Origin of the sequence: Halobacillus amylolyticus (assembly GCF_022921115.1) — a bacterium.
Lineage (GTDB): Bacteria > Bacillota > Bacilli > Bacillales > Halobacillaceae > Halobacillus_A > Halobacillus_A amylolyticus.
In genome coordinates this window covers 685880-711866 of the sequence record NZ_CP095075.1, presented here as the reverse complement: position 1 = coordinate 711866, position 25987 = coordinate 685880, and the positions used below count along the sequence as shown (strand labels likewise).

At 38.3% G+C, this 25987-nt stretch carries 25 protein-coding genes and 1 pseudogene; 21 read left to right on the top strand and 5 right to left on the bottom strand.

Annotated elements, in window-relative coordinates:
• The first annotated feature begins 18 nt into the window (after nt 1-18).
• The 7 genes and pseudogenes from MUO15_RS03775 to MUO15_RS03745 all read left to right on the top strand — a co-directional run bounded on the left by MUO15_RS03775 (nt 19) and on the right by MUO15_RS03745 (nt 10820).
• The gene (locus MUO15_RS03775; RefSeq protein WP_245033558.1) at nt 19-1194 is read left to right on the top strand and encodes a glycine C-acetyltransferase; all 1176 of its coding nucleotides are present in this window, start codon (nt 19-21) and stop codon (nt 1192-1194) included.
• 163 nt (nt 1195-1357) lie between these two features.
• Nucleotides 1358-2929 (top strand): tRNA (N6-isopentenyl adenosine(37)-C2)-methylthiotransferase MiaB, encoded by a 1572-nt coding sequence (gene miaB / locus MUO15_RS03770; protein WP_245033556.1) that lies wholly within the window; start codon nt 1358-1360, stop codon nt 2927-2929.
• Nucleotides 2929-3354, top strand: coding sequence for a YlbF/YmcA family competence regulator (locus MUO15_RS03765; protein WP_245033554.1), 426 nt, complete (start codon nt 2929-2931; stop codon nt 3352-3354). Before miaB ends, MUO15_RS03765 begins: the two co-directional genes overlap by 1 nt.
• 375 nt (nt 3355-3729) lie before the next feature.
• Nucleotides 3730-4299 carry an outer spore coat protein CotE gene (locus tag MUO15_RS03760; protein WP_245033552.1) on the top strand — a complete coding sequence of 190 codons (570 nt, stop codon included), beginning with the start codon at nt 3730-3732 and terminating at the stop codon, nt 4297-4299.
• A gap of 138 nt (nt 4300-4437) precedes the next feature.
• Nucleotides 4438-6998, top strand: a pseudogene (gene mutS / locus MUO15_RS03755) (DNA mismatch repair protein MutS).
• Between the two features lie 16 nt (nt 6999-7014).
• The gene (gene mutL, locus MUO15_RS03750) at nt 7015-8844 is read left to right on the top strand and encodes a DNA mismatch repair endonuclease MutL (protein ID WP_245033550.1); all 1830 of its coding nucleotides are present in this window, start codon (nt 7015-7017) and stop codon (nt 8842-8844) included.
• 326 nt (nt 8845-9170) lie between these two features.
• A complete protein-coding gene (locus MUO15_RS03745; protein ID WP_245033548.1) occupies nt 9171-10820 on the top strand; it encodes a catalase in 1650 nt (549 codons plus the stop codon).
• A gap of 179 nt (nt 10821-10999) precedes the next feature.
• Here MUO15_RS03745 and MUO15_RS03740 read toward each other — a convergent pair whose 3' ends face one another.
• Nucleotides 11000-11359, bottom strand: a complete 360-nt coding sequence (locus MUO15_RS03740) for a helix-turn-helix domain-containing protein (RefSeq protein WP_245033545.1) — start codon at nt 11357-11359, stop codon at nt 11000-11002.
• Between the two features lie 187 nt (nt 11360-11546).
• On the opposite strand from MUO15_RS03740, the gene miaA reads away from it, so the two are divergent.
• The 7 genes from miaA to MUO15_RS03720 all read left to right on the top strand — a co-directional run bounded on the left by miaA (nt 11547) and on the right by MUO15_RS03720 (nt 14490).
• A complete protein-coding gene (miaA, locus tag MUO15_RS03735; RefSeq protein ID WP_245033543.1) occupies nt 11547-12482 on the top strand; it encodes a tRNA (adenosine(37)-N6)-dimethylallyltransferase MiaA in 936 nt (311 codons plus the stop codon).
• 38 nt (nt 12483-12520) lie between these two features.
• A complete protein-coding gene (gene hfq, locus MUO15_RS03730) occupies nt 12521-12745 on the top strand; it encodes an RNA chaperone Hfq (protein WP_245033541.1) in 225 nt (74 codons plus the stop codon).
• Nucleotides 12746-12948: 203 nt separating this feature from the next.
• Nucleotides 12949-13233 (top strand): MobA/MobL family protein, encoded by a 285-nt coding sequence (locus MUO15_RS21590; RefSeq protein WP_256464163.1) that lies wholly within the window; start codon nt 12949-12951, stop codon nt 13231-13233.
• On the top strand, nt 13230-13418 hold the full coding sequence (locus MUO15_RS21585; RefSeq protein WP_396266343.1) for a MobA/MobL family protein: 189 nt from the start codon (nt 13230-13232) through the stop codon (nt 13416-13418). Before MUO15_RS21590 ends, MUO15_RS21585 begins: the two co-directional genes overlap by 4 nt.
• Nucleotides 13403-13792, top strand: a complete 390-nt coding sequence (locus MUO15_RS22090) for a MobA/MobL family protein (RefSeq protein ID WP_396266342.1) — start codon at nt 13403-13405, stop codon at nt 13790-13792. The genes MUO15_RS21585 and MUO15_RS22090 overlap by 16 nt, the downstream gene beginning before the upstream one ends.
• Nucleotides 13714-13890, top strand: coding sequence for a hypothetical protein (locus MUO15_RS22085; RefSeq protein ID WP_396266341.1), 177 nt, complete (start codon nt 13714-13716; stop codon nt 13888-13890). The genes MUO15_RS22090 and MUO15_RS22085 overlap by 79 nt, the downstream gene beginning before the upstream one ends.
• Before the next feature lie 45 nt (nt 13891-13935).
• Nucleotides 13936-14490 carry a hypothetical protein gene (locus MUO15_RS03720; RefSeq protein WP_245033539.1) on the top strand — a complete coding sequence of 185 codons (555 nt, stop codon included), beginning with the start codon at nt 13936-13938 and terminating at the stop codon, nt 14488-14490.
• Between the two features lie 47 nt (nt 14491-14537).
• Here the strand turns inward: MUO15_RS03720 and MUO15_RS03715 are convergent, their stop codons facing one another.
• Nucleotides 14538-15002 (bottom strand): hypothetical protein, encoded by a 465-nt coding sequence (locus MUO15_RS03715; RefSeq protein WP_245033537.1) that lies wholly within the window; start codon nt 15000-15002, stop codon nt 14538-14540.
• Between the two features lie 25 nt (nt 15003-15027).
• Nucleotides 15028-16035, bottom strand: a complete 1008-nt coding sequence (locus MUO15_RS03710; RefSeq protein ID WP_245033535.1) for a DUF3231 family protein — start codon at nt 16033-16035, stop codon at nt 15028-15030.
• 245 nt (nt 16036-16280) lie between these two features.
• On the opposite strand from MUO15_RS03710, the gene MUO15_RS03705 reads away from it, so the two are divergent.
• A complete protein-coding gene (locus tag MUO15_RS03705; RefSeq protein WP_245033533.1) occupies nt 16281-16868 on the top strand; it encodes a recombinase family protein in 588 nt (195 codons plus the stop codon).
• A gap of 106 nt (nt 16869-16974) precedes the next feature.
• Here MUO15_RS03705 and istB read toward each other — a convergent pair whose 3' ends face one another.
• Entirely contained in the window at nt 16975-17697 is a 723-nt protein-coding gene (gene istB / locus MUO15_RS03700) for an IS21-like element helper ATPase IstB (protein WP_245029858.1), read from the bottom strand.
• Nucleotides 17694-19205 (bottom strand): IS21 family transposase, encoded by a 1512-nt coding sequence (gene istA / locus MUO15_RS03695; RefSeq protein ID WP_245029860.1) that lies wholly within the window; start codon nt 19203-19205, stop codon nt 17694-17696. The genes istB and istA overlap by 4 nt, the downstream gene beginning before the upstream one ends.
• 360 nt (nt 19206-19565) lie before the next feature.
• Between istA and MUO15_RS03690 the strand changes: the two genes are divergently transcribed.
• The 6 genes from MUO15_RS03690 to MUO15_RS22080 all read left to right on the top strand — a co-directional run bounded on the left by MUO15_RS03690 (nt 19566) and on the right by MUO15_RS22080 (nt 25918).
• Nucleotides 19566-21272 carry a hypothetical protein gene (locus tag MUO15_RS03690; protein WP_245033531.1) on the top strand — a complete coding sequence of 569 codons (1707 nt, stop codon included), beginning with the start codon at nt 19566-19568 and terminating at the stop codon, nt 21270-21272.
• A gap of 111 nt (nt 21273-21383) precedes the next feature.
• The gene (locus tag MUO15_RS03685) at nt 21384-22157 is read left to right on the top strand and encodes a hypothetical protein (protein ID WP_245033529.1); all 774 of its coding nucleotides are present in this window, start codon (nt 21384-21386) and stop codon (nt 22155-22157) included.
• Nucleotides 22158-22535: 378 nt separating this feature from the next.
• Nucleotides 22536-23309 carry a DUF6414 family protein gene (locus MUO15_RS03680; RefSeq protein ID WP_245033527.1) on the top strand — a complete coding sequence of 258 codons (774 nt, stop codon included), beginning with the start codon at nt 22536-22538 and terminating at the stop codon, nt 23307-23309.
• Nucleotides 23299-24381 carry an AAA family ATPase gene (locus MUO15_RS03675; RefSeq protein ID WP_245033525.1) on the top strand — a complete coding sequence of 361 codons (1083 nt, stop codon included), beginning with the start codon at nt 23299-23301 and terminating at the stop codon, nt 24379-24381. The genes MUO15_RS03680 and MUO15_RS03675 overlap by 11 nt, the downstream gene beginning before the upstream one ends.
• A 251-nt stretch (nt 24382-24632) precedes the next feature.
• Nucleotides 24633-25787 (top strand): toll/interleukin-1 receptor domain-containing protein, encoded by a 1155-nt coding sequence (locus tag MUO15_RS03670; RefSeq protein WP_245033523.1) that lies wholly within the window; start codon nt 24633-24635, stop codon nt 25785-25787.
• Entirely contained in the window at nt 25778-25918 is a 141-nt protein-coding gene (locus MUO15_RS22080) for a DUF4269 domain-containing protein (protein WP_396266340.1), read from the top strand. The genes MUO15_RS03670 and MUO15_RS22080 overlap by 10 nt, the downstream gene beginning before the upstream one ends.
• Nucleotides 25919-25987 lie beyond the last annotated feature (69 nt).

The following is a 25987-nucleotide window of genomic DNA, read 5'->3' as shown; positions in this document are numbered from 1 at the left end:
TGAAGGAGGATGATCGTCATGAAAGGTTTTGAATACTTACAGGAACAGCTGGATGAAATGAAGGATGAAGGCACGTTCAGAAAACTGATCCCGTTAGAATCGGCACAAGGCTCTAAAGTCGTCATTAAAGGAAAAGAAGTGATCCAGCTTTCTTCTAATAACTATTTAGGGTTAACCTCCCATCCAAAAATGAAAAAAGCGGCCGATGAAGCCAACGAAAAGTATGGTGTAGGTACAGGGTCCGTTCGTACGATTGCAGGGACACTGCAAATGCATGAAGATTTTGAAGAAAAGCTGGCAGAATTTAAGCATACCGAAGCGGCCCTTGTGTTCCAATCTGGTTTTACAACAAACCAGGGTGTGCTTTCATCCATCTTAAGTGATCAAGATGTCGTGATCTCTGATGAGTTGAATCACGCATCGATTATCGATGGCATTCGTCTGACGAAAGCATCCCGTAAAATTTACAAGCACGTTGACATGGATTCATTGGAGCAGGCCCTGAAAGAAAGCTCAGACTTCAGAACACGTCTAGTAGTAACAGATGGTGTGTTCTCCATGGATGGAAACATTGCACCACTCCCACAAATCGTTGAGCTTGCCGAAAAATATGATGCACTTATTATGGTCGATGATGCTCATGCCAGTGGTGTGTTAGGGGATAACGGTCGTGGTACCGTTAACCATTTCGGTCTTGATGGCCGTGTCCACATTCAAGTAGGGACATTAAGTAAAGCGATTGGCGTGCTAGGCGGTTATGTGGCAAGCACAAAGACACTCCGTGAGTATTTAATTCATAAAGGTCGCCCGTTCTTATTCAGTACCTCACATCCCCCTGCCGTCACAGCAGCTAACGATGCGGCGATTGATGTGCTGCTTGAAGAACCGGAGTTGATTGAAAAGCTATGGGACAATACAAAATTCTTCAAAGATGGCTTGGAAAAGTTAGGTTTTGATACAGGAATTAGTGAAACACCGATCACCCCTGTTATGATTGGTGATGATGCCTTAACACATAAATTCTCTGATGAACTGTTTAAAGAAGGTGTGTTCGCCCAAGGGATTGTGTTCCCAACAGTACAACGCGGAAAAGGACGGATACGTACAATCGTAACAGCTGAACACACGGAGGAAGAGCTTCAAGAAGCGTTACATGCGTTTGAAACCGTTGGAAAAAGATTAGATATTTTGTAAAAAGGGTCTAAAGCCACTATGATAGAGAGCATAGTGGCTTTCCTTATGCTAGCGAGCGTACGATTGTGTGACAAATCCTATTAATTATGGTTAGCCCTTAATATTTGCATGTAAAATTGATATAATGAGACAGTTAGCATGGTCTGTTTGAAAGGAGATCGTAATGAACGAACAACAACGCAAAGAAATGTCGCAAATTCGTCAAGGGACGCCAGCGGACGTAAAATCCGACCAGGACAACCTCGAGCGAATTCAACAGAAGAGCAGTGAAGACTTTACGAAATATTTTGAAACGACGTATCAGCCTCCTTCCTTAAGAAAGGCGCAGCGCCGCAGGAAAGAAGATGTAAAGGTTCACTATGATTTCACGATTCCTGAAGATTTGGATAACATAGGTCACGGACGCAAATATATGATTCGCACATACGGCTGTCAAATGAACGAACACGACACCGAGGTCATGGCCGGAATTTTTGAGGAAATGGGCTATGAATCAACAAGTGACACGAAAGAAGCGGATATCATTCTGCTTAACACGTGTGCCATCCGTGAAAATGCCGAAAATAAGGTATTTGGAGAAATCGGTCATCTCAAGCCGCTTAAACTTGAGAATCCGAACTTGATCATCGGTGTTTGCGGATGTATGTCTCAAGAGGAATCTGTCGTTAATCGAATTTTGCAGAAACATCCGTTCATTGATTTGATCTTTGGAACACATAACATTCACCGTCTGCCACAGCTTGTAAAAGAAGCGATGTTTGGCAAAGAGATGGTTATTGACGTATGGTCTAAAGAGGGCGATATCATTGAAAACCTTCCTCGCTCCCGTAAAGGGAAAATTAAAGGATGGGTCAACATTATGTATGGGTGTGACAAGTTCTGTACGTACTGCATCGTTCCTTATACGCGAGGAAAGGAACGCAGCCGTTTACCTGAAGATATTATTCAAGAAGTACGTCATCTGGCTGCCCAAGGCTATAAGGAGATCACCCTGCTCGGACAGAATGTCAATGCTTATGGAAAAGACCTCGATATTGGCTATGGACTGGGCGACCTTATGGACGAGTTGACAGGAATTGATATTCCACGTATTCGTTTCACAACTTCACACCCGCGTGACTTCGATGATCGTCTAATTGAAGTACTGGCTAAAGGCGGGAATATGCTTGACCATATTCACTTACCGGTCCAGTCTGGAAACTCTGATATATTGAAAATTATGGGACGGAAATATTCGCGTGAAGAATATTTAGAGCTTGTTCGTAAAATTCGTACAGCCATGCCTGATGCTACACTGACTACAGATATTATTGTCGGGTTCCCAAATGAAACGGAAGAACAATTCCAGGATACGATGTCACTTATGGAAGAAGTAGGATTTGAAGCGGCCTATACGTTTATTTATTCAGCTCGTGAAGGTACGCCGGCTGCTCGTATGACAGATAATGTATCAATGGAAGAGAAGAAAGATCGCCTTCAGCGTCTGAACAAGCTCGTCAATGATCAATCTGCTGAAGCAATGAAGAAGTATGAAGGCGAAGTCGTTGAAGTTCTTGTGGAAGGCGAAAGTAAGAAAAACAGTGAAGTGTTAGCTGGTTATACGAAACGAAATAAAATGGTAAACTTTACAGGTCCACGTTCATCTATTGGAACCATCGTAAAAGTAAAAATCAATAAAGCGAAGACATGGTCCTTAGATGGTGTGATGGTCGAAGAAACGATAGAGGTGAAATAATGGCACAATACACACGAAAGCAAGTGGTAGACGAAGCCCATAAACTTGCAAAGATGATGGCAGACATTGAAGAGATCGACCGCTTTAAACAACTGGAAGCGAAATTAAATGACAACACTAAAGTCCAGAGCTATATTAAGAAAATAAAAGCCCTGCAAAAACAAGCCGTCAATTTTCAAGCCTATGGTAAAACAGAAGCCCTTGAAAAAGTAGAAAAAGAAATTGATCGCTTGCAAGATGAGCTTGACAGCATTCCTGTTGTAGCTGAATTTAAGGATTCGCAAATGGTCATTAATGATATTTTGCAAATGATCTCAAGCACCATTTCGCGTGAAGTGACAAACGAAGTCATTCGTTCAACTGGTGGAGACTTACTAAGTGGCGAAACGGGTTCAAAACAAAAGAATGAAGCTTGTGGACATTAATTAGAAAAAACCGCCGGGTAGTCCTCTATCCGGCGGTTTTTTTATGACACAACCTTGTGACCCAAATAGGCGCTCCATAGATTAGGTCGATCTTAGTGTCGTTTTGGTTCTCCCATTTCTTTTTTGAATGTGTTTACACGAAAACATATATTTCACACTTTTACTTATGTAACTCCTTATGGGACCGCCCCGCTGCGGCATCTGCCTATTCTTTTTAAAGCCTACCCAAGGCACTTTCGCTTTTTTTGGTACAATTTCCTGGGCGTTTGCATAGGATGGGAGTACAAACGTTTTGTAGTCATCGATTCTTTTTTTGTATCACCATTCGCCCATGACCTGCATAAAATGGGTCGTAGATTAAGGAGGAGTGTTGCTATGTCATTCTTTGAACGGGATTATCGCGAAATTATTACAAAGGCTGTATGTGGAAAAGGTAAAAAATTCACCGAAGCAACCAACACGATCAGCCCATCTCATCGTCCAACTAGTATTTTAGGCTGCTGGGTAATCAATCATATTTACAATGCTAAGAAGAAAGGCGACCATGTTGAAGTCACGGGAAGTTACGATATAAACGTTTGGTACTCTTATAATGATAATACAAAGACAGAAGTTGTAACGGAACGCGTCAATTATTGTGATCATGTGCGATTATCCGTGAAAGACGAGAATTGTATCAGCGATGATTTAGAAGTTGTTGCCAAAGCTGTTCAACAGCCTAATTGTTTAGAATGCAAGATTGCAGCCCAAGGACAGAAAATTGTTGTTGAAGTTGAACGCGAATTTATCGTTGATGTTATTGGTGAAACGAAGCTATGCGTAAAAGTGGATCCAAACGGTTGTGAAAAAGACGATGACTACGAGTATGATTTATCTTCTGATGATTTCTCTGATATTGAGACTGATTTCCTGCCAAGCAGCAGCAGTAGCAGCAGTGAAGAGTGAATATGAATGTCCTTGCTGATTCAGCGGGGCATTCTTTTTTTTTACCATCATTTACGTATGTCTTTCGTTCAAGAGGTGGCGATTGATGTGATATAATGACGATATGTAGAATTTCGTACGTTTTGGAGGATTGTAGTAATGGCACAATACACGCCTATGATGCAGCAATATTTGAAGGTGAAAGCGGAGCACAAGGATGCTTTTTTGTTTTTTAGATTAGGAGATTTTTATGAAATGTTTTTTGACGATGCGCTCAACGCGTCAAAAGAGCTTGAAATTACATTAACGAGTCGTGATGGCGGAGATAAGGATCGGATTCCAATGTGTGGTGTTCCGTATCACTCTGCAGAAAATTACATAAAGCAGCTGATAGAAAAAGGGTTTAAAGTAGCGATTTGTGAACAAGTTGAAGATCCCAAGGTTGCAAAAGGCGTTGTGAAGCGAGAGGTTGTTCAATTAATTACTCCAGGAACGGTAATGGAAGGGAGTATGCTTGATGAAAAAGAGAACAATTATCTTGCTTCTGTAAGTGAATTCAACGATGGTACGTTCACGGTAAGCTATAATGATTTAACCACGGGGAGAATAGTATCGCCCTCATTTCAAATGGGTTTGATGCCGTCATGAGTGAACTGTTCAACAGGCCTGTTAAAGAAGTGGTGGTGGCCAGTGATTTCGATGAGGACCGTCAGATACTGCTCAAGGAGCGGCTAGGCTATACGGTTTCTTTTTGTGATCAAACCGAAGTCCAAGACGAGTTTAACCATTTAATAGAAGCGATTCATCAAGACAAATTCGTGCAGGGCTTTGGACGTCTGCTTCATTATATTGAACATACACAGAAGCGTTCATTAGACCACCTGCGCCCGGTTCAGCCCATTGAGTTGAAGCAATATATGTCGCTTGACATGTATTCTAAGCGTAACCTTGAACTTGTTGAAACGTTAAGGAAACAGGGGAAAAAGGGCAGCCTTCTTTCTGTTATTGACCATACGATTACAGCGATGGGGTCTCGTACGCTTAAAAAGTGGCTCGAGCGACCGTTGTTGTCCGGAAATGAGATGAATACAAGGCACGACCAGGTCGAGGGCTTGCTAGCACAGTTTTTTGAACGGGAAACACTGCGTGAACAACTTACCTCTGTTTATGATTTGGAGAGATTAGCAGGACGCGTTGCTTTTGGTAATGTCAATGCTAAGGATTTAATTCAGCTTAGAAATTCTCTGGCAAAAATTCCAGAGATTTTAACAACACTTGGGCAATTTGATCATCCCTCTCTTACGAATCTTTATAAGGAAATTGATCAACAGGAATCCTTAAAACAACTGCTGGAAGAAAGTTTAGCTGATGATCCGCCTATCACAATTAAAGAGGGCGGCATGATTCGTGATGGTTACAATCGTCAACTTGATGAATACCGAGATGCATCAAAAAACGGCAAGAAGTGGATTGCTGAGCTTGAAGGGAAAGAACGTGCTGAAACTGGAATTAAATCATTGAAAATCGGCTACAACCGTGTGTTTGGTTACTATATTGAAGTCACAAAAGCAAACCTGCCCCACCTGTCGGAAGATCGATATGAGCGCAAGCAGACGTTAACAAATGCTGAACGGTTTATTACCCCAGAGCTTAAAGAAAAAGAAACATTAATATTGGAAGCGCAAGAAAAAAGTGTTGACCTTGAATATCAGCTATTTCTAGACGTCCGCGAGCAAGTAAAAAGCTATGTCCAGGAATTGCAAAAATTAGCCGAACAAATCAGCCGCATTGATGTATTGCAAGGCTTCGCACAAAGTGCTGATCAGAATGGCTACAGCCGTCCCTTATTTACTAATGAACGTATCATTGACATTAAACAAGGTAGACATCCAGTTGTGGAGCAAGTGATGAAGGGAGAGTCATTTGTCCCGAACGATATTTATATGGATGACTCAACAGATGTTTTGCTGATTACTGGCCCGAACATGTCAGGGAAAAGCACCTATATGAGGCAGCTTGCTTTAACAGCAATTATGGCCCAAATGGGCAGTTTTGTACCGTGTGAAGCTGCTTCACTGCCGGTGTTTGATCAGATTTTTACAAGGATAGGGGCGGCGGATGACCTTGTCTCAGGGCAGAGTACTTTTATGGTAGAAATGCTTGAGGCTAATCATGCCCTCAGCCATGCGACAGAGCAAAGTATGATTTTACTAGATGAGATTGGCCGTGGGACAAGTACGTATGACGGCATGGCTCTTGCGCAGGCGATTGTTGAACATATTCATGAAAAAATTCGTGCGAAGACACTGTTTTCCACCCATTACCATGAACTAACTTCCCTTACAGATCAGCTGGACCGTTTGAAAAATATTCATGTACGGGCGGAAGAATATGAAGGAAATGTCGTATTTCTTCACCAAATTCAAGAAGGGGCGGCTGATCAGAGTTATGGGATTCATGTGGCCAAATTAGCCGATTTACCGGATTCGCTCATTGAACGAGCGACGTACTTGTTAAGCCATTTGGAAGCTGGCAGTTCTGAAGTGGCCGCTTCAACCGATGACGGACAATTAAGTTTGTTTGTTGAAGAACCGAAGCCTACCAGGCAAAGCAAGCCTTCGGGAATTGAGAAACAGCTCAAGGATTTAAATTTAATGCAAATGACCCCTATGGATGCGATGAATGAACTTCACCGCTTGCAAAAGCAGATTAAGTCGTAAGGAAGGAGGACCTTTCATGGCACGAATTCAATTAATGCCTGACCACTTAGCTAACAAAATCGCTGCTGGCGAAGTGGTGGAACGCCCGGCTTCTGTTGTCAAAGAATTAGTTGAAAACAGCATTGACGCCGGTAGTACATGGGTGAATATTGAGCTTTTAGAAGCCGGCCTGCAGCAGATTCGGATTACCGATAATGGGTATGGCATGGATCAAGAAGATACCGAAAAGGCCTTCCACCGTCATGCGACAAGTAAGATAAAGGATGAAAATGATCTATTCCATGTACGTACCCTAGGTTTTCGAGGAGAAGCACTGGCAAGTATAGCTGCCGTCAGCCGACTAACGGTTCAAACCTCAACAGGGGAAAAAGCTGGAACAAAAATTAAATTTGAAGGCGGCAAGGTCATTGAAGAATCGAAAAGTGACGCTAGGCAAGGTACAGATTTATTTGTCGAGGAACTTTTCTTCAATACACCCGCTCGTTTAAAATATATGAAAACGATCCATACAGAACTCGGCCATATCACAGATGTATTGAATCGCATGGCCCTAGCTCATCCTGATGTTAAATTTACATGCACCCATAATGATAAGGAATTATTTAGAACAAATGGACGAGGAGATCTACTGCAAGTTATTGCAAAAATATATGGTATGAATGTAGCAAAAAATATGGTGCCGATTGAAGCGGAGACGCTCGATTTTAAGGTAACTGGCTATATCGCTAAACCAGAAGTATACCGAGCATCGAGAAACTATATATCTACCATTATTAATGATCGGTATATTCGAAACATTGCCCTCAACAAGGCCATTCAGCAAGGGTACCACACATTGCTTCCAATCGGGAAAAGTCCAATTGTTGTCTTAAAAGTAGAAATGGATCCGATCTTGGTTGATGTGAATGTTCATCCCGCGAAACTAGAAGCCCGATTCTCTAAAGAGAAAGAACTTTACGAGATTGTTGAGACGACGATTCGCGAAACCTTCAGGAAACAGACATTGATTCCCAAAGTAGAACAAAAAAAGGAAAAAAATCCACCGATACCATCCAATGAACAAGGGAGTTTCGACCTTTACCAGGCACAGCCTGAGAACAGACCACCAGCGACTGCGACCTCTGCGAATCCGACAACTGAAGCCAGCTCGTTTGTTGATCAGCAGCATTCCGTTGTCAAAGAAATGCAAGCACAACCAGAGCCGCGGATGGAGGAATTAGAAACGGAAGCATCCTATGCTGAAGAAAAGCAGGAGGACAAAAAGCGTGTACCGACGATGTATCCAATCGGCCAGCTTCACGGAACATACATCTTAGCGCAAAATGAAGAGGGCATGTACATCGTAGATCAGCATGCAGCTCAAGAGCGCATCAAATATGAGTTTTTTCGGGATCAAATTGGTGAAGTCGTTCAAGAAGTACAAGAATTGCTCGTACCGCTGACGTTCGAATTCCAAAAACAGGAAGCCCTACGAATCGAAGAATACAAAGAAGAGTTGGAAAGGGTCGGCCTCTTTTTTGAAACATTCGGGGATAACAGTTACATTATCCGATCACATCCTCAATGGTTTCCTCAAGGTTTTGAAGAGGAGGTTATACAGGAAATGGTAGAACAATTGATGAGCGATGAGCGGATTAACGTGACGAAACTAAGAGAAGAAGCGGCGATCCTCATGTCATGTAAACGTTCCATTAAAGCGAATCATTACTTGAATCAAACCGACATGTTTCAACTGCTCGAAGACTTACGATTATCAACGGATCCTTTTACATGTCCGCATGGGAGACCAATCATTGTGTTTTTCTCTGAATACGAAATGGAAAAGATGTTTAAAAGAGTGATGTAAGAACTTAAAGCGCAAACCCTTGATTTACTATGGGTTTGCGCTTGTTTTACTTTATAAGTGACTATCAATTGACTACATTCATTTCAAATTAGTTTTTTCGATGCTCCTTCAATCTCACTGCCGAATATATTTGTGTGTTTGGAGCACGAAGCGTGGCCCAACTTATCAGAAACAACCTTAGCATATTCTCCTCACTGAAGCATAATTGTTGCCGAGTATAATGAAGAGCGTGGATATATTTTGTAAACATTGAGCACTGTCATTTCTGCATAATTTTTCTAATAAGAGGTAAGATAGGGGGAGCAAATTTTTAGGAGGTTTTCATTTTGGCAGAGAACAAAGATAAGAATGCTTCAAACAGACAAGATGTGGAACGTGAGACGTTGACAACGCGCCAGGGCCGTCCTGTAACGGATAACCAAAACATCCGTACAATTGGTAATCGTGGTTCAGCCACCCTTGAAAATTACGATTTCATTGAAAAAATTTCCCACTTTGACCGGGAAGAGGTACCGGAGCGTGTAGTACACGCGCGTGGATCTGGAGCATTTGGATATTTTGAAACGTACGGAAAAGTTGGAGATGAACCGGTAGAGAAGTATACTCGCGCAAAAGTATTTTCGGGTGCTGGGAAGAGAACGCCGTTAATGGTACGTTTCTCCACAGTGGCAGGAGCGAAAGACTCGCCGGAAACAGAACGAGACCCACGCGGCTTTGCGATAAAGATGTATACAGAAGATGGCAACTGGGATCTAGTTGGGAACAACCTAAAAATTTTCTTTATCCGTGATGCGATGAAGTTCCCTGATATGATTCACGCGTTTAAAGCTGATCCGGCTTCGAACGTACCCAATCCTCAGCGGATGTTTGATTTCGTTTCCCGTTCACCTGAGGCTACGCATATGATTACATTCGTATTCTCTCCATGGGGTATTCCCGCGACATATCGCCACATGCAGGGTTCTGGTGTAAACACCTATAAATGGGTAAATGACAAAGGCGAGGCTGTGTTGGTGAAGTATCACTGGGAGCCGAAGCCTGGTATCCGTAACTTAACACAAGAAGAGGCAAACGCTATTCAAGCGAAGAATGTCGGCCATGCGACACAAGATTTATACGAAGCGATTGAGCGTGAAGATTATCCGGAATGGGAGCTCTTTGTGCAGATCATGGAAGATGGTTACCATCCGGAACTCGATTTTGATCCGCTCGATGATACGAAACTTTGGCCGGAGGATAAGTTTCCTTGGTTGCCGGTCGGTCGTATGGTCCTTGATCGCAATCCAGTGGATTTCCATGCGGAGATTGAGCAAGCCGCGTTTGGTACAGGGGTTCTTGTCGATGGAATGGATTTCTCAGACGATAAAATGCTGCAAGGTCGTACCTTTTCGTACTCCGATACGCAGCGCTATCGTGTAGGTGCGAACTATCTAAAATTACCTGTGAACGCACCGAAAGTGCCTGTTCGTACGAACCAGCATCGCGGTCAAATGGATATCCGTGACCCGAAAGAGTCTGGAGATAATCCACATATTGACTATGAGCCATCGATGACCGGAGGCTATCAGGAAGCAGGTACTGAAGATCCTCCACAGCACCGTCCAACGTATAATGCAGCGGCTATGCGTGAGCCAATTGATCGTCCTAACAACTACGGACAAGCGGGCGAAACGTACCGCAGCTTTGAAGATTGGGAGCGCGATGAATTGATCAACAATCTCTCCGGAGCGCTAGCAGTATGTGACAAACGAATTCAAGATGCCATGATTGAGCACTTCACACAAGCCGATGAAGACTATGGTCGCCGTGTGAAGAAAGGTATCGAAAAGCAAATGAAAGAAATGAAAGAGACGGAGACGGATAACAAAGTTCCGGGCCGCGAAGCAAGTAAATCGAAATATGGTCAAGGTTCATTAGCTGAGAACGAAGCAACAAAAGATGCTGTGAAGAAAAGCCACGAGGCCGATCCTTATTAATTTTAAAGTAAAAACGCAAGGGGGTTTAGCGGAGTCTGGATAGGCGCAATAGATAGAGTAGCATGGTTTTTATTATTCGCAAAACAATTATAGACACTAAAAAGAAGCTGAAGTCTCTTCGATGGGAGTTCAGCTTCTTTTTTTATGACCAACTGTTTACATAATACATTTCACGGAAATTATGATGGATGTTTTTGTTGTAATAGAAAACGAAAGTAGTTATCGATTTGATTTATTTCTTCCGGCTGCACATTAAGCCATGCTTCTTTATCAAAAATAACCGTCTTCTCATAGCCTTTATCCTTCAAGAATAACTTAATTTCCCTCATTTCATCTTCCTTTTCATCACTTAGCCCTAATAGGTAATCAGCCGTTGTGTTCAGTGCATAAGCAATTTTCGAGAGATCATCAAGGTCTGGTGAGGTGTAATGACGTTCCCAATTCGATACAACTTGTGCGGAAACGCCTACCTTTTCTGCTAACATCGTTTGAGTTAAACGTCTCTCTTTTCTTAATGACCGAATGCGTTGATTAATCACGTCAACACCACCTTTCCTTGATTATACCACACAACTAACGAAAATCGATATAAAAAATAACGGATTCTTTGAAATTGACTAACGTAGGACGTTAGTTTAGGTAACGGGTTTAGTTAGTCGGCTGAATCATATGGGAACATAGAGCGATTCGTGTATAATTATCGATATAAGAAAGGAGGGTGATTTTTTGAAACCTAAGGTGATCAGTATTGTCGGCCCTACTGCGGTTGGGAAATCAAAACTTGGAGTTGAAACAGCTAAGCGTTTCAACGGAGAAGTCATAAGTGGGGATTCAATGCAGATTTATCGCGATATGAACATTGGGACGGCGAAAGTGACAGCGAAAGAGATGGATGGAGTTGTTCACCATATGATTGATATAAAGGATGCTGATCAATCTTTTTCTGTCGCTGAATTTCAAAAAAAGGTACAATCACTTATTGTTGCTATTTATGAGCGGGGGAAGGTGCCTGTTTTAGTAGGAGGCACAGGGTTATACATACAAGCGACACTATTTGATTACAATTTTTCATCAGAAGAAAAAGACGAACACATCATGAGGAAGCTTGAAAAGCAAGCGGAAGAGCAAGGGATTCAAGTGATGTATAATCGGTTGGTGAGTATTGATCCTGTTCAAGCAGACAAGATTCACCCGAATAATGGGCGACGCGTCCTAAGAGCCCTTGAAGTATATGAGTCAACAGGTCAAACGATGAGTGAGCTTCAGTCTCAACAAAGTTCCGTTTCCCCGTTTCATCCCATTTTAATTGGGCTTGAGATGGATAGGGAGCTTCTTTATAAAAGGATTAATAACCGTGTTGACCAAATGATCGAAGAAGATTTAGTAAATGAAGTCCGCAGCTTATATGAGCGCGGCCTGGAAGGGTGTCAATCGATGAGTGCGATCGGTTATAAAGAATTCATCCCGTACTTTAAGGGAGAATATGAGCTTGATCGTGCTGTTGAGCTGCTAAAACGTAATTCCAGACGCTACGCTAAGCGGCAATACACTTATTTCAGGAATAAGCTGAATGTTCATTGGTACGACATTCAGCCAGATAACTATGAGATTAAATTTGAAAAAATATTACATGATTTAGCAGGAATGCTGGGAAAAAGCTAGAATGGTATTAATATAGATAGAAAAGAGGAGGAAGATTCATGGCTCAATCCGTAAACATTCAAGACAATTATTTAAATCAATTAAGAAAAGAACGTATGCAAATAACAGTATTTTTGCTAAATGGCTTTCAGTTACGCGGTGTCATTAAAGCCTTTGATAATTTTACTGTTCTACTTGAGACAGACGGTAAACAACAGCTAATTTTCAAGCATGCAATTTCAACTTTCGCACCCGCGAAAAATATTGCTCTTGATAAAGAATAGAGGATAATGACGAGTGCAGAATTCGCGCTCGTTTTTTCTTGGGGAAAATTTGAAGCTGACTTCTACTGTTGGTTTTTTATACAAATGCTTTTCGCACTTATGCACCGTGCCTGTCAAAACTATCGTTTGAGAAGGCTAACACCTTCAAAAGATTTGCGGTAAAATTCGCTTCGCTCATGTTGAGGAGAAAGGAGGGCTCATGTATGGCTATTTATCATTTTTCAGGTCAAATGATTTCGAGAGGAAAGGGGCAGTCGGCTACAGCTGCTGCTGCTTATCGTTCTGGTGAGAAATTACATAGTGAACGATACAATAAAACCAATGAATACAAACGTCTAGTACAACCTGAAACTTATATGATGAAGCCTAAACATGCGCCTGAATGGGCAAATGACAGAGGGCGTCTTTGGAATGAAGTGGAGAAAATTGAAAAGCAAAAGAATTCTCAGTTAGCAAGAGAATTTAACGTAGCTTTGCCAGTTGAATAAATCGAGAAGAACAAAGTAAATTAGCAAAGGAATTTGTTCAAGAAGTATTTGTTCAAGAAGGTATGGTAGCTGATCTTTCCATTCATAGGGATGATGTTAATAATCCTCATTTTCATGTCATGCTGACTACAAGAGGGTTTAAAGAAAATGGAGAATGGGATGCTAAAGCATCAAAATTAAATTAGATAATGGTAAACAACAACGTATTAATAAAAACAACTGGGGCGACCGTGAAACATTCAATAGATGGCGTAAAGAATGGGCAAATTATGCGAATCAATCGTTAGAACAAAATGGAGTTAATGAAAAAATAACGCATCATTCTCATGAGTCATTAAACAAAGAAGAATTGCCGTCCATTCATGAGGGTTATCAAGCCAGACAAATGGGGGATCAATCAGATCGTGTAGTAATCAATGAACGAGTGAAAAAACATAATGACAAAGTTCAATTGCTAAATGAATATAAGCAAGAAAAAAAATCGAAAAAGCTGAACAGATTTCACGTTCTTTTTCTCCAAAAGAAAAGAAGGATATTTCAAAAGCAGCCAAATCACTAAAAATGTTTGTGTCCTTTAGAAATATTAATGAAAAAGAAAAGATGTTAGCAAGATGGAAACACTCCACTTTAACGAAAAATGTACAAAATGACATCTGATCAACGCATGAAATGCTCCAATCTACAAAGAAAGCTGTTACCTTTTTGGAAACGCATTATAATGACCAGATCACACGGATGTATGATCAAGATGTTAGCAAGCAAATGACCATCAATGAAAAAGAATTAGTTGTCGGCTACAATGAGTATTTTAATAAGACCGTGCCATTGAATAGTGAAGATCATTCTAACGAAATATTCAAATTTAGCACCGATGAAAAAGCACAAATCATTGACTTGCTGCATGATTATCAAAACGGTCATCTGAACACAGAACTCGACACAGAAACAAGGTTCGCTGACATTCTTTCCGGAAGCGCATCTATTCAACATTTCTTTATTGCTGAATGTTTGGAGACAAAAGACTTTGACGCGGACACGCAATCTAAATTAGAGGATATTTTATCTTCTTATGACGATAGGCATCAGGAGTATACTTCCTTCAATGATACAAGACAAGTGACATCGCTATCTAACATGATTCAAGCGACTCAAAATATTGTGGAAAATAGTTTAAAGCAAGCTGATTATGACGAACGAGAAAAGCTACAAGAAATGAACCGTCTGCAAAATCAACGAAAGCGAAAAGGGATAAGGTAATTTTTTAACAAAGGGAGAGTTTTTGATGATGGTAAAAAAGCTGATCACTAAATGGGCAGCTTTTTTCTTAGAATCCTTTGTAATAAAAATCCCACAAGCAAACCTGGTATCACACATAATATCGGAAGCCAAATTGGTCCGAGCAATACACTGAATAGAGTGAGTTTAGACGAATAGATAGTTCCTACCGTCACGAAATAGGCTGAAAATACAAACGGCAAAAACGAGTAAGGTTTTTTCCCTCCACCTGCATCTTTGTAAGCATCCCACATTGCAAAAAAGTATAAACAAGGATAAAACATGAGCCATTGGAAATCGGCTTGTTGAATCGCTTTTTCCATTTCCCCATGAAAACTTAGAAGGATGACTTTGTTAAAATTTCCCTGAACATTAATCAAAAACTCTAAAAAAATCAATACAATCCCTTTGATATATTTTCCGTTTAATAATTGACCAAAGCCTGGTAAAGCAATACTCCATAAAAGTTTTTCGATTGCGTCCTTATTTGCCATATCATTTCATTGAACCACCTTAACCTCAATTATCTTTTGCTAAATCTTTACGATTTGCAGCCATAGGAGGCTGTTCTAACCATTTATTTTTAATCATGATATTAGAACCATCCTCTGCATATTTCTGTATTTCTAGTTCCAACTTATTATACATTACCCCTAAATCCAATCTAGGACTTTGGGCAATAGCTGTGCCATAGTAACCAATACTCAAGCCAATCAGAGCAGTGGTGTAGAACATCATAATTTTGTCCGAAAATGTGTAGGCCGTGCTTTTTGTTACATCTGTCCTTGTCATTGGTACAGGGAGATTGTTGTCCCCTAATTTTTTCCCAAAAGATTGAATATGCTTTTTTGCAATTTCTATGCCCCTAATAAAAAATTGTGTAACATCTTTTGACTTTGCCACCTGACTAAATCCAATTAAGGTGGCTACGCCTAAAGCATTCCTTTCGATGTTAGGAATTAAATTAGCTATTTCTAATGCTGATAAAGGTCTTTTTTCTCCAAATAAGTCCCAAACAAACCCTTGCTTCTTTACATATTCAACCTGCTCTAAGTTAGATATATTTGGTGGCCGCTGGTAAAGACCTTTTTGTAATAGTAAATCCTTTGACATTTCATATAGCTCCATTGTTTCTTTTAGGCATTCATTATAATAAGCAGTGATATCTGATCTTGAAGAAAGACTTACACTAGCTGAATAAGTAGTAAGCCCAATTTGAGCCATTTGAGATATAAAGCTTAAAACATAACTGTCAGGGTACAGTCTAGGGGCAGTTAAATCAACATCCTCATCTAATTTAAAACCGTGAGGGACTGTATTCTGTTCCTCTGTAAGTATAGAAGTTATCTTCTGAATATGGGCCTGAGATAATTCTAAGGCATGAGCTATGATCGGCTTTATTTCAGTGTCCTCAGCCTTTTCTAAGAAATATGTCAACAGACAGATACTTGCAGAATCATTCATGTATTGCGCCCAAAGCTGGGAGATTTCTGATGCTGTGAGTCTTATTTGTTTTCCCTGTTCCACATAAAACCCTCCTTTTTTAATAACTTTCTTGCTAGTTATTATTTGGAATTAAATGTGCTTTATGCAGGGTTAAATACCGTCCTCACTTTAGTTGAATAAAGTATATTTAAGACTGACTGGTTTTTGCCATCCAGTCTTTTTTTATGTTCAATTAGAGTACACCCTGTACATACATAATAAAATCCTGTAATATCAAGGTATAAAATGTTCATTCAGGGTTGTTCAACCCAACTGAGGTGAAAATAATGATATTTGGCTACGCACGAGTGAGTTCTAATGAGCAAAATTTAGAACGTCAAATTAGAGAATTAGAAGGTTACGGTTGTGAAGATATTGTTATTGAAAAAGAAAGTGGAGTTATGGAGAGACCACAATTTGAAAAGCTCTTATATCAGATTCGTAAACATGATGTGGTGGTCTGTCATGATTTAACACGTTTTGGTCGATCACAGATTCATATTTTACAAGTGATTCAAGAATTACGTGAAAAGAAAGCAGGATTAGTAACGTTAAAAGAACGAATTGATACAAGAGAGGATAATCCATATAGCGACTTAATTGTCTCTATTTTCTCTGCAACAGCAGAATTTGAAAGGAAAATGATTAAAGAGCGCCAGCGTGAAGGGATTGAAATTGCCAAAAAGAAAGGGGCGTATAAAGGTGGAAAGAAAAGATATTATGCGGGGGCTAAAGGAAAGGATAAAGTGATTTATGATGAAGTCGTTCGTTTGCTTAATCAAAAAGAATCCGTGATGAACATTCACCGAAGGACAGGTCTTTCTCGTAATACGATTTACTCAATTAAGGATGAGCTTAAGGAGAAGGATATTTAATTGGATTCTTATGAATGGGTTTGTTCTTCCGTAAACGGTGTATTTGGCAAGAGAAATATGTATAAAACGGCAACCCTTTTTGTAGCCACTTACCAACGTTCCATTTTTACTCTTTGTTAAACATGGATTCCCTTAATCTATGACTGTCACCTTTGAATAGCACAAGGTGTGAATGGTGGATCAAGCGGTCGACAACAGCTTCCGTTAAGATCGGATCACCAAAGACATGATTCCACTGACCAAACTGTAGATTGGTTGTGATGATAAGACTACGCTTTTCATAGCACAAGGTAATCACCTGAAAAAGGAGTTCAGCCCCTTGCTTATGCAAAGGAATGTAGCCCAGTTCATCGAGGATAAGCAAATCTAGTTTCTCAATCTGCTTAAACAGTTTATTCGTGGTTCCTTTTTCATGGGCATCTAAGAGGTGATTCACGAGGGAAGCCACAGTGTAGAACTTTACACGCTTTCCCTGATTCCGAATCGCGTTCAACCCAATTATCGTTGATAAGTAGGTCTTTCCGGCTCCAACCCCTCCATAGAAAATCATATTCTCCTTAGCCTCGATAAACGTTCCCTCTAAAAGTGACTCCTGGTTCAACTCTTGACCTAACTCAATCTCTGTCCAGTCAAAAGGTTTGCCAAATAACTCTGGCAGGGTTGCCGCCTTTAATAGAAGGTTAACTTTTCGCTCCTCTCGCTGTTCAATTTCTTTCTCGAAGAGCTTAAGCAAAAATTCCTCTTGAGTTGCGGCTTCCACTTCATGATAGTGCTCGCGGACCCAACTTAGCTTCAGTCTCTTCGCATACTCTTGAATTAAATCGTTCATTCTAAGTGCCCCCTCTCTTGTGAAAAGAAGACATCATACTGATTCATGCCTCTAGATGCCAGAGGCATTTCTGGAACCGAATGTTTCATGTTTAGCGTTTCGCGATACCCTCGCCCATGAACGATTTGATGATAGACTTGGTGGATCGTTTCTGACGAAGGATGACCAAACTCCGATGCGACTTGAAGAGCTTCTTCTGCCTTCTTAAAATCATGATCCTTCAGGATCTTGGAAAGGAGGTCCAGCGCTTTTTTCTTTTCTACCTTGGTACAATCTTGTAAATAACGTTGCCAAATTACCGGAAGTTGATCATAGAATGTTGTATATTTTAGAGCTGTAGGCCGCCTAGCCATCAGAGTAAGGTAGGGTTGCCAATTCATAGATTTGGCATCCTCATAATATAAACGATCATGTCGGACAATAACTTCGTGATCATCGGTTAAAATATCAATTCGATTATAGGTAATCCCTACAAGCGTTTTCTGTTTAGCGAACCTTGGAGATGTAGAATACTTTTTCGTATCTACCTTTACATAACCAAATTTGTCCGCTGTCAAGGTCTCGTACCGAATGCATTGATACTCCTTGGCTGGAAGAACTAGTGACGCGTTTTTATCTTCCTCATGTAATCTAGCAATCTCTTTTTTCTTTTCATAATGAGGACGATGACGGTCTGCTTCTATCTCCTGCCATAGCACATGGTTCAGATCCTCGACGTCATAGATGGTCCGCTCTGGTAGAAAGAAATTATTCCTCGCATATTTCACCATCGCCTCCACGTGACCTTTTTCGTTTCCGGAACCTGGATTACAAAATTCATAACCGAAACCATAATGAAGGGCGAATTGTTCAAATCCTTCCGTCAAATCTCGTTGCCCATGTGATAACACCTTTTTCACTGCTGGTGATAGATTATCAAATCGAATGGTTCTTGGCACACTGCCGATGTGATGAAAGAATCGCTTCATTCCCTCAAGGAAACAATCTTGGTTCTGTGATTCAAAGACCTGAACATAAAAAGCGTTACTATACGGATACGAAAGAACAAGATATGGAAGATCAACGATCTCTCCCTTCTTCTTAAAAGGTCCCTCCCCAAAGTCAATTTGTGCTTCTCCTGGTTTAGCTTCTAATGGAATAGCTGCCTCATCACTTTCTTCTAGAAGCTCCCTTTTTCGATGAGAGACATAGGATCGAACTGTTCGATCAGAACCTTTAAAATGGTATTCCTTCTCTAGTAACTGCCAAATACGTTTGGCAGTTCTACGATACTTTCTTTTCTTATTCAAATCTTCTTTTAACCATTGATCTACGATATTCTTTACAGGATCCATCACCGGTGAGGGCTGAGTCTTTTTCTTTTGCCCTTTAGGTTGAAATTCTTCTTGGTCCGCATATCTTTGAACGGTTCGATAATCAGTGTTTGTTCTTCTAGCCACTTCCGCATAGGAATGCCCTTTTGTGTTTACTTCTTGTCTGATATACTTAATATCGGTCACTTGTAACATCTCCTTAAAACTACCTCCTGCCTTAATTGGGTCCAACAGGAGTGTATTTAATTTAAGGAATGTTCGCAAGTGGCTTTTTTTCATGTAGGCCCCGCGGGGGCCTACATGAAAGGCATGCCATCTCCTACATTTCTAGTGTGCCATAAACAGTAAACGGGCAGGATTGCGGAAGACTCAGTTTCGAGATAATTAATAAATAAGAATATCTTTATGTGCAATATTGCTGTAAATAAAATTAATGAATATATCGTTATATTTATATTTAGTAACACCTAAACTCCTCATTCTACTAAATATACACACTCGTTTCTGGATTTTTATGTAATAATTAAATCACCACTTTTAAAAGGAGAGGTTATATTGTTACAGATTTCTACAGGGAAATTTTTTGAGAAAGATGATTTATATATCAATGATGGTAAGGGGATTTTATATTCAAATTACTCTTGGAGAGATTCTATTGATACTTGTGTAGGTAAAGTAGAACCTGTCGATAATCACGGGAATATATCAGCATATGTTTTTTGTTATGAGAACAGGATGGAGAAAGGCGGTATTTTAGTAAGGACAGGGGATCATGAGATTATAGAACAATTCCAATTGATATTTTCATTTTTCTTTCAGTGTTTTACTGATCCGGATAGAAATGCAGTTGAAATGAACTGTCGGAAAAATAAAAGAAATATGAATGATGAATTTCTACCTTATGAATTCGCTGGTAGAAATTTTGAACCTAAAATTAATGGTAACGAACAGGAGGTAAAAGAGTTTAATGTCTTTTTGGAGAGATTGATGGGATTAGAAAGAGACAAATATAAACAACTAGTTCAATGCTTAGAAGCATATAATAATTCTTTAGTAGCATTAAACTATAATTTTGAGTTAGCATATTCTTTACTTATCTATTGTTTAGAATCGATAAGCCAATCATTTGATAGTTATGAACCCACATGGGATGACTATGACCAAAGAGAAAAATTAAAGATAGATGAAGTTCTTAGCGAACTCGAAGAAGAGCAATCAGATGCAATTAAAAGTATATTACTTGAAAATAGACATTTGAAACTACAGAAAAGATTCATTACATTTATTACTTCAAATATAGACGATTCCTTTTTTGTTGAAGAAGCAGAGGGCATTAATGTCCCGTTAAGAAAGTCACACATTAACCAATTGTTAAAAAACGCTTATGGTATAAGGTCTAAGTATGTGCATTCTTTACAATCAATAATGAAACAACTGAAGATGCCAAGTATAGGTTCAGGTGAAGTATATAGTTGGGGAGGTAATCCTCAGATTACCTATAAAGGTTTACTTAGATTAACCCATCATGTAATTAAAAATTTTTTTGAGTCCCAAGAATGTCTTGAATCGGAAAGCTATAATTGGAGGGATGATCTTCCAGGAGTTGTACAAGTAGAACTAGACGCAAAATATTGGATAGGTAATACTGATGAGTTTTCTCAAGAGCAATCAATTCCTAAACTAAATGGTTTCTTATCTCAACTTGAGATGGCGTTTATTTATGAGCAACCATTAACTGAATTAACTGATTTAATGAAAATATATCAGGAAAAGATTCCTCAAAGCAAAAAGAAATATAAGCTTCCTATGATTTCTACTTATATATTGTACAACTTACAATTAAAAGAGGAACTAAGGGTTAGTGGTTATGAAAAGGTAATTGAATCAAACCAAAGTGCCTTAGATGATCCTTCAATCGAGGGGTTATTAACCTATGCGATAGTGAGTCATGAGTTACCCTATGATACTTTCCAATCAGAAGATGTCTACCTAAAGTACGATAAAAGTAAATATAATCCTTCTTCAATTAAGATACCGAAATATTTTGAGTTACTAATAATGTTAAATTTAGTAAACAAATTTCACAATGAAGGAGATATAGACAGGTATAACGTATGGTTGAGGGAGTGTATTCTGAATACACCTGGCAACATAGAACTACAAAAACATCTTATTTCTTGTAGAGAGGAAAATTCCTTAATAGATATTGGGTACTTAGTTTCCAAGAAGTTTCTTCTGGAAAAAGAGAAGGAAGAGGCATAATATTCGAATAAATATCTTGGTTTCAAGTCTTCAAGGCTATAAGTAATGGGGGCAATTTAACAAAAGGTATTGGTCTCTGACAAATTGTTACGTAATAAACAGGAGGAAGTCATGTCTAAAATTTATAGATTTATCAGTTTTGAGTCTTTTGTTGATATGATAATGAAACAATCATTAACTTTTGTGCATCCCACTCTTTGGGATGATCCATATGAGTTAAATTTAATTGAATCTAAATTTAAAAAAACAATCGATTCTTCCGATTCAATATCTACAGAACGTGCTTTAGAGACTATACTTCAACAAATTATAACGAATAAGTTATATTGCCAATCTTGGACAAAACTAAATGAGAGCGATGCTTTATGGAGAATCTATAATAATAATAACACTTCAGTACGTATTGAAGTTGACTTAAATGACATTTCAAAACTCGAAAATGTTGAAGATTTAGAAGTAGAGTATGTGGACGACCCTATTACAATAGTAGAAAAAGACTCCTTTTATGATTTGATTAAAATCAAAAGAAAAGCGTTCGCACATGAAAATGAAATTAGATTACTGACTCATTATAAATTTAATGGGACCGAAGACGCTAAAGAACACATAAAAGACTATTTAAAGCTAAGTGGAGACTACGAATCAAATAAGAATTCTGGAATTGAAGAAATTTCTACTGAAGTAGAAAGAATAATATCAAAGTTAAATTTAAATCAAAAGGATAAAACGTTTCAGGTTTACTATGGACATATTGATAATTTTATTAAATCAGTTATGCTAAACCCCTTTGCACCAGAGTGGTTTAATGGCACCTTAAGAATGTTTTGTGAGCAGAATGGAATCAATTACCTTGGCAAATCTGAATTGTACAAGTTAAATAAGTAGTAGGCACACAACTGAATATCTCGAAACCAAGTATTCCAGAATTGGGGGCGATTGTTGAAGATCGAAACCTAATTATAAAATGTTTTTTGTGTTTGTGTGAAATAACATACTTATCGTCGTAACCGAACTTAACAAAATAGACATTTTGTTTCGTTAGATAGAAAGAAGGCAAACCATTGTGTGTCAAAGGTTTGCCTTCTTTAGTTATCAATTTTTTTGAGTTGAATTTATCATTTTGTTTTCGCTAGTTAAGTTGAATTTTACATATTGTTGTAAAAACATAATTATTAATTACTATTAGTGTGATAAAATGGTGGTATATTTTGATGGATTATCACATTAACTTTACATGTTTGTTCTTACAAGGAGAGTGGTGTTTTGTATAAAGTAGTATATTTTGATGAAGGGTCTGCCACAGACTTTATTCAAATTCATTACGGGGGTAATATTGAAATTGTAGATGAGGATAGTGGGAAGTTTTCTTATCAGTTAAAAGGATCTACTGATGCTAAGGTTGGTGTAGGAAACAGTTTCTTGTCATTAATAAAGGCAAATTTCTCCTTGAGTGGTAGTGGCAGTATTGAGAAGGGAAAAGACTCAATTTTAAAATCGACCATTACAAATACATTATTATCGGATTTTGTTGATTTTGCAAAAAGTGAAGAAAATGAAAACAAAATAAAGGTTTTTGAAGGTTATAAAGTGGATTCCATAAGTAATTCTTTCGCCTTCATAAAAATGTATGCCCCGTATATAAAACTTTTAAAAGAAGACACTGAATATACTCAGGATTTAGCTGATTTTAACTTTATTGACATTGGCGAAATTTTAGATGGTGCAAAAGGGTACTATGAATTATTAGCAGTTAGAGGGGACGAGAGGGCAATTTTCCGCTTTAATATTAACGCTTTTAGAAATAGTTACACATTAACAGACTTAACAAAAATGAGGTTGACATATTACGGGATAAAAGTTGGAGAATGCAATATCGAGGACTTATTTGTAGAAAATGAATTTCCGAAAGAAGAGGAAACTAATACATTTACAGCTGGCGACATATTTAATGAACAGATCGCTGACGAGAAAAGTAAGGACTTAGAAATATTTGATATTTTATTAACTGGAGTCACTGGTGATACCAATGAAGTTTAACGCATTTATTGGACCATTAGAAGAATTTGAAAAGTTTATACCTAAAGATGGTACCAATTCTCTTACTCGTGTCGTTACTACTATGGATTCAGCCCTAAGAGGGAACGATTTAGACCTCGATGTATTTGATACTCTTGTAGTGTATTCTAACGAATATTCGGGTGTAAAAGAGCATTTCATTGAGGGGTTTATAAATTACATACTTCTTTATTCAAGTAGCTTAGATTTTGAAGAGGTGTTTTTACATAACCCTCCTAAAAAGATTTTAGAGCAATTGGAGAATCACAATTCAGATACTACATTGGACATTAATTACCATCAGTATAAAAGTATGACAAAAGAAAAATTAAGGAAGGTCAAAGAAGAGTTTGATTTAAATGTTTTTGGTCAGGAACATGTAAAAAATGAAATCCTTCAAACAATATATCCTTTAACAAACTTGAGAAATAACAGGCCAAAGGTTATGATGCTATATGGTCCACCAGGTGTTGGTAAAACAGAGACTGCAAAATTGATTAACAGAGTATTAGATAAGGGAACACTCTTTAGAAAACAGCTGTCCATGTTTCACAACGATAATATTTACTCATATATATTTGGAGATAAAGTGTACTCTCTGGCGAAAGATTTAATCGATCGAAGAACAAATATAATACTCCTTGATGAGTTCGATAAAGCACATCCTTTATTTTATAGCGCATTTTTTGAAATGTTTGATGAAGGAAAATTTGAAGACAAGTACTATAAGGTAAATTTGGATAATACTATAATATTTTGTACATCAAATTATCAATCTGAAAAAGATATAAAAGATAAGTTAGGTGCAGCTTTATTTTCTAGATTCGATAATGTCATACAATATAAAGAACTTTCTGAAAAGGCTAAATTAAAAATACTAGAGCAAACTTACACAGAAGAACTTAAGAATTTTAATGAAGATGATCGAATCTATCTTAAGGAAAATGGGATTTTTGAAAAAATGAGTAAAGTTATAAATCATTTTGAAAATGCAAGAGACATTCAAAAAAATTTAGTGAAAGTAATGTCTTATCCTCTAGTAGAAAAATTATGAACCTGCTTAGAAATAAAATGAAATAAGAAAGGCATTGAAATCAAGTTTTTCTGTAAGGGGGCAAATCTAGAACCAATGGTTTGTCCCTTTTCTAATTTATATGCCAGACGACTAAAATTAACTGATTCGAGTACTTTGAAGGTAGATGGATGAAAGGATTACCGTTTTGTTTACAATGTGTGTCTTATGGATACAAGCTATTTTGTAATTGCCTAGATACATAATAATTTTTAGAAAAGAGTTGATTTTGTATGTTAAATGAACCTAAATATGATTTTTTCATTAGTTATAATCATAAAGATAAAGGTTACGCGGAGTGGATTGCATGGCTACTCGAAGATGCAGGATATAGTACATATATCCAAGCCTGGGATTTTACTGCTGGAAACAACTTCATTCTTGCTATGCAAGAAGGTGCCACATATGCTGACAAAACATTAGCGCTACTCTCTGAAAGTTATTTATCCTCAGATTTCACTCAACCAGAATGGGCTGCAGCCTTTGGAGCTGACCCTAAAGGCACCAATAGAAAGTTTATTCCTGTAAGAATACAAGATATTAAACTAGATGGATTGTTGCCGCAGATTATTCATATTGATCTTGTTGGAAAAGATGAAGGTGAGGCAAAGAGAGAACTTCTAAAAGGAGTTCAAATGGATAGAAAGAAACCATTAGAAGCTCCTAAATTTCCAGGAAAAATTCCTGCAGTAGAAAAGCCTGTTGAAATAATCCCTACAGATTGGTACCAACAATGGTTAGATAATAGAATTGATTCGCTTAATGATGATCAATTTTCTAATGAGATAATGGAAGGCGCAAAGTTAGTGCTACACATAATCCCATTAGCATCCATAAACAAAGAATTTAACATACCAATTAAAGAATTAAAGCAGCCGAGAAATCTAATGCCATTTTATACTACTGGCTGGGATTACAAAGTTAATAAAGACGGATATTGTACTTTTGCAAAATGGCCACAAAGTAAATTGCCTCATGGTTATGTTCAGTTCTTCAGAAATGGGATTATTGAGGCTGTGGATACAGGCATTTTAGAAGCTAACAGTGACAAATTCATACCATATGTAAAGTTTGAAAAAGACATTCTAAAGCATATTAAAACTTATATTGAAGCAATAAATAATGTAGGTCTTAAATTTCCTGTTGCGATCAGCATTTCTTTATTAGATATTTGTGATTACTTCGTTTCTGCTAATCCGAAGTACCCTAGAGAAAAGATAAAAGTAGACACTTTAAAACTACCTGTTGCTATACTAAATTCTTCTAGAGATAATATCGACGAAATAATGAAAGATAGTTTTGATTATTTATGGAATCACTGTGGTTTTGAAAGGTCTTTAAACTTTGATGAAAATGGTAATTGGGTTGAAAAGAATTCATTCCTTTAAGTTATATTGGTATTGATTTAGAAAAATCTGATTTAGACATTATCATGGAAGTAACCGATTTAAAGCTGTTTGAAAAAAAGCTAAACAACCTTTATGGAAACAAAACTAGCTTTCCTAAAGAACGACTATAAGTGGACTAATGCTGCATAACTGTGTGAAATAAGTAATGTTCAGATAGTAACAGTAAACTAATAAAATTA

Bases quoted from the DNA above. Each gene is read 5' to 3' on its own strand.
- MUO15_RS03765 (WP_245033554.1), top strand. From the start codon at position 2,929: ATGGCACAATACACACGAAAGCAAGTGGTAGACGAAGCCCATAAACTT.
- MUO15_RS03705 (WP_245033533.1), top strand. From the start codon at position 16,281: ATGATATTTGGCTACGCACGAGTGAGTTCTAATGAGCAAAATTTAGAA.
- miaB (WP_245033556.1), top strand. From the start codon at position 1,358: ATGAACGAACAACAACGCAAAGAAATGTCGCAAATTCGTCAAGGGACG.
- hfq (WP_245033541.1), top strand. From the start codon at position 12,521: ATGGCTCAATCCGTAAACATTCAAGACAATTATTTAAATCAATTAAGA.
- MUO15_RS03685 (WP_245033529.1), top strand. From the start codon at position 21,384: ATGTCTAAAATTTATAGATTTATCAGTTTTGAGTCTTTTGTTGATATG.
- MUO15_RS03775 (WP_245033558.1), top strand. From the start codon at position 19: ATGAAAGGTTTTGAATACTTACAGGAACAGCTGGATGAAATGAAGGAT.
- istB (WP_245029858.1), bottom strand. From the start codon at position 17,697: ATGAACGATTTAATTCAAGAGTATGCGAAGAGACTGAAGCTAAGTTGG.
- MUO15_RS03715 (WP_245033537.1), bottom strand. From the start codon at position 15,002: ATGGCAAATAAGGACGCAATCGAAAAACTTTTATGGAGTATTGCTTTA.
- MUO15_RS21590 (WP_256464163.1), top strand. From the start codon at position 12,949: ATGGCTATTTATCATTTTTCAGGTCAAATGATTTCGAGAGGAAAGGGG.
- MUO15_RS03760 (WP_245033552.1), top strand. From the start codon at position 3,730: ATGTCATTCTTTGAACGGGATTATCGCGAAATTATTACAAAGGCTGTA.
- istA (WP_245029860.1), bottom strand. From the start codon at position 19,205: ATGTTACAAGTGACCGATATTAAGTATATCAGACAAGAAGTAAACACA.
- mutL (WP_245033550.1), top strand. From the start codon at position 7,015: ATGGCACGAATTCAATTAATGCCTGACCACTTAGCTAACAAAATCGCT.
- MUO15_RS03675 (WP_245033525.1), top strand. From the start codon at position 23,299: ATGAAGTTTAACGCATTTATTGGACCATTAGAAGAATTTGAAAAGTTT.
- MUO15_RS03670 (WP_245033523.1), top strand. From the start codon at position 24,633: ATGTTAAATGAACCTAAATATGATTTTTTCATTAGTTATAATCATAAA.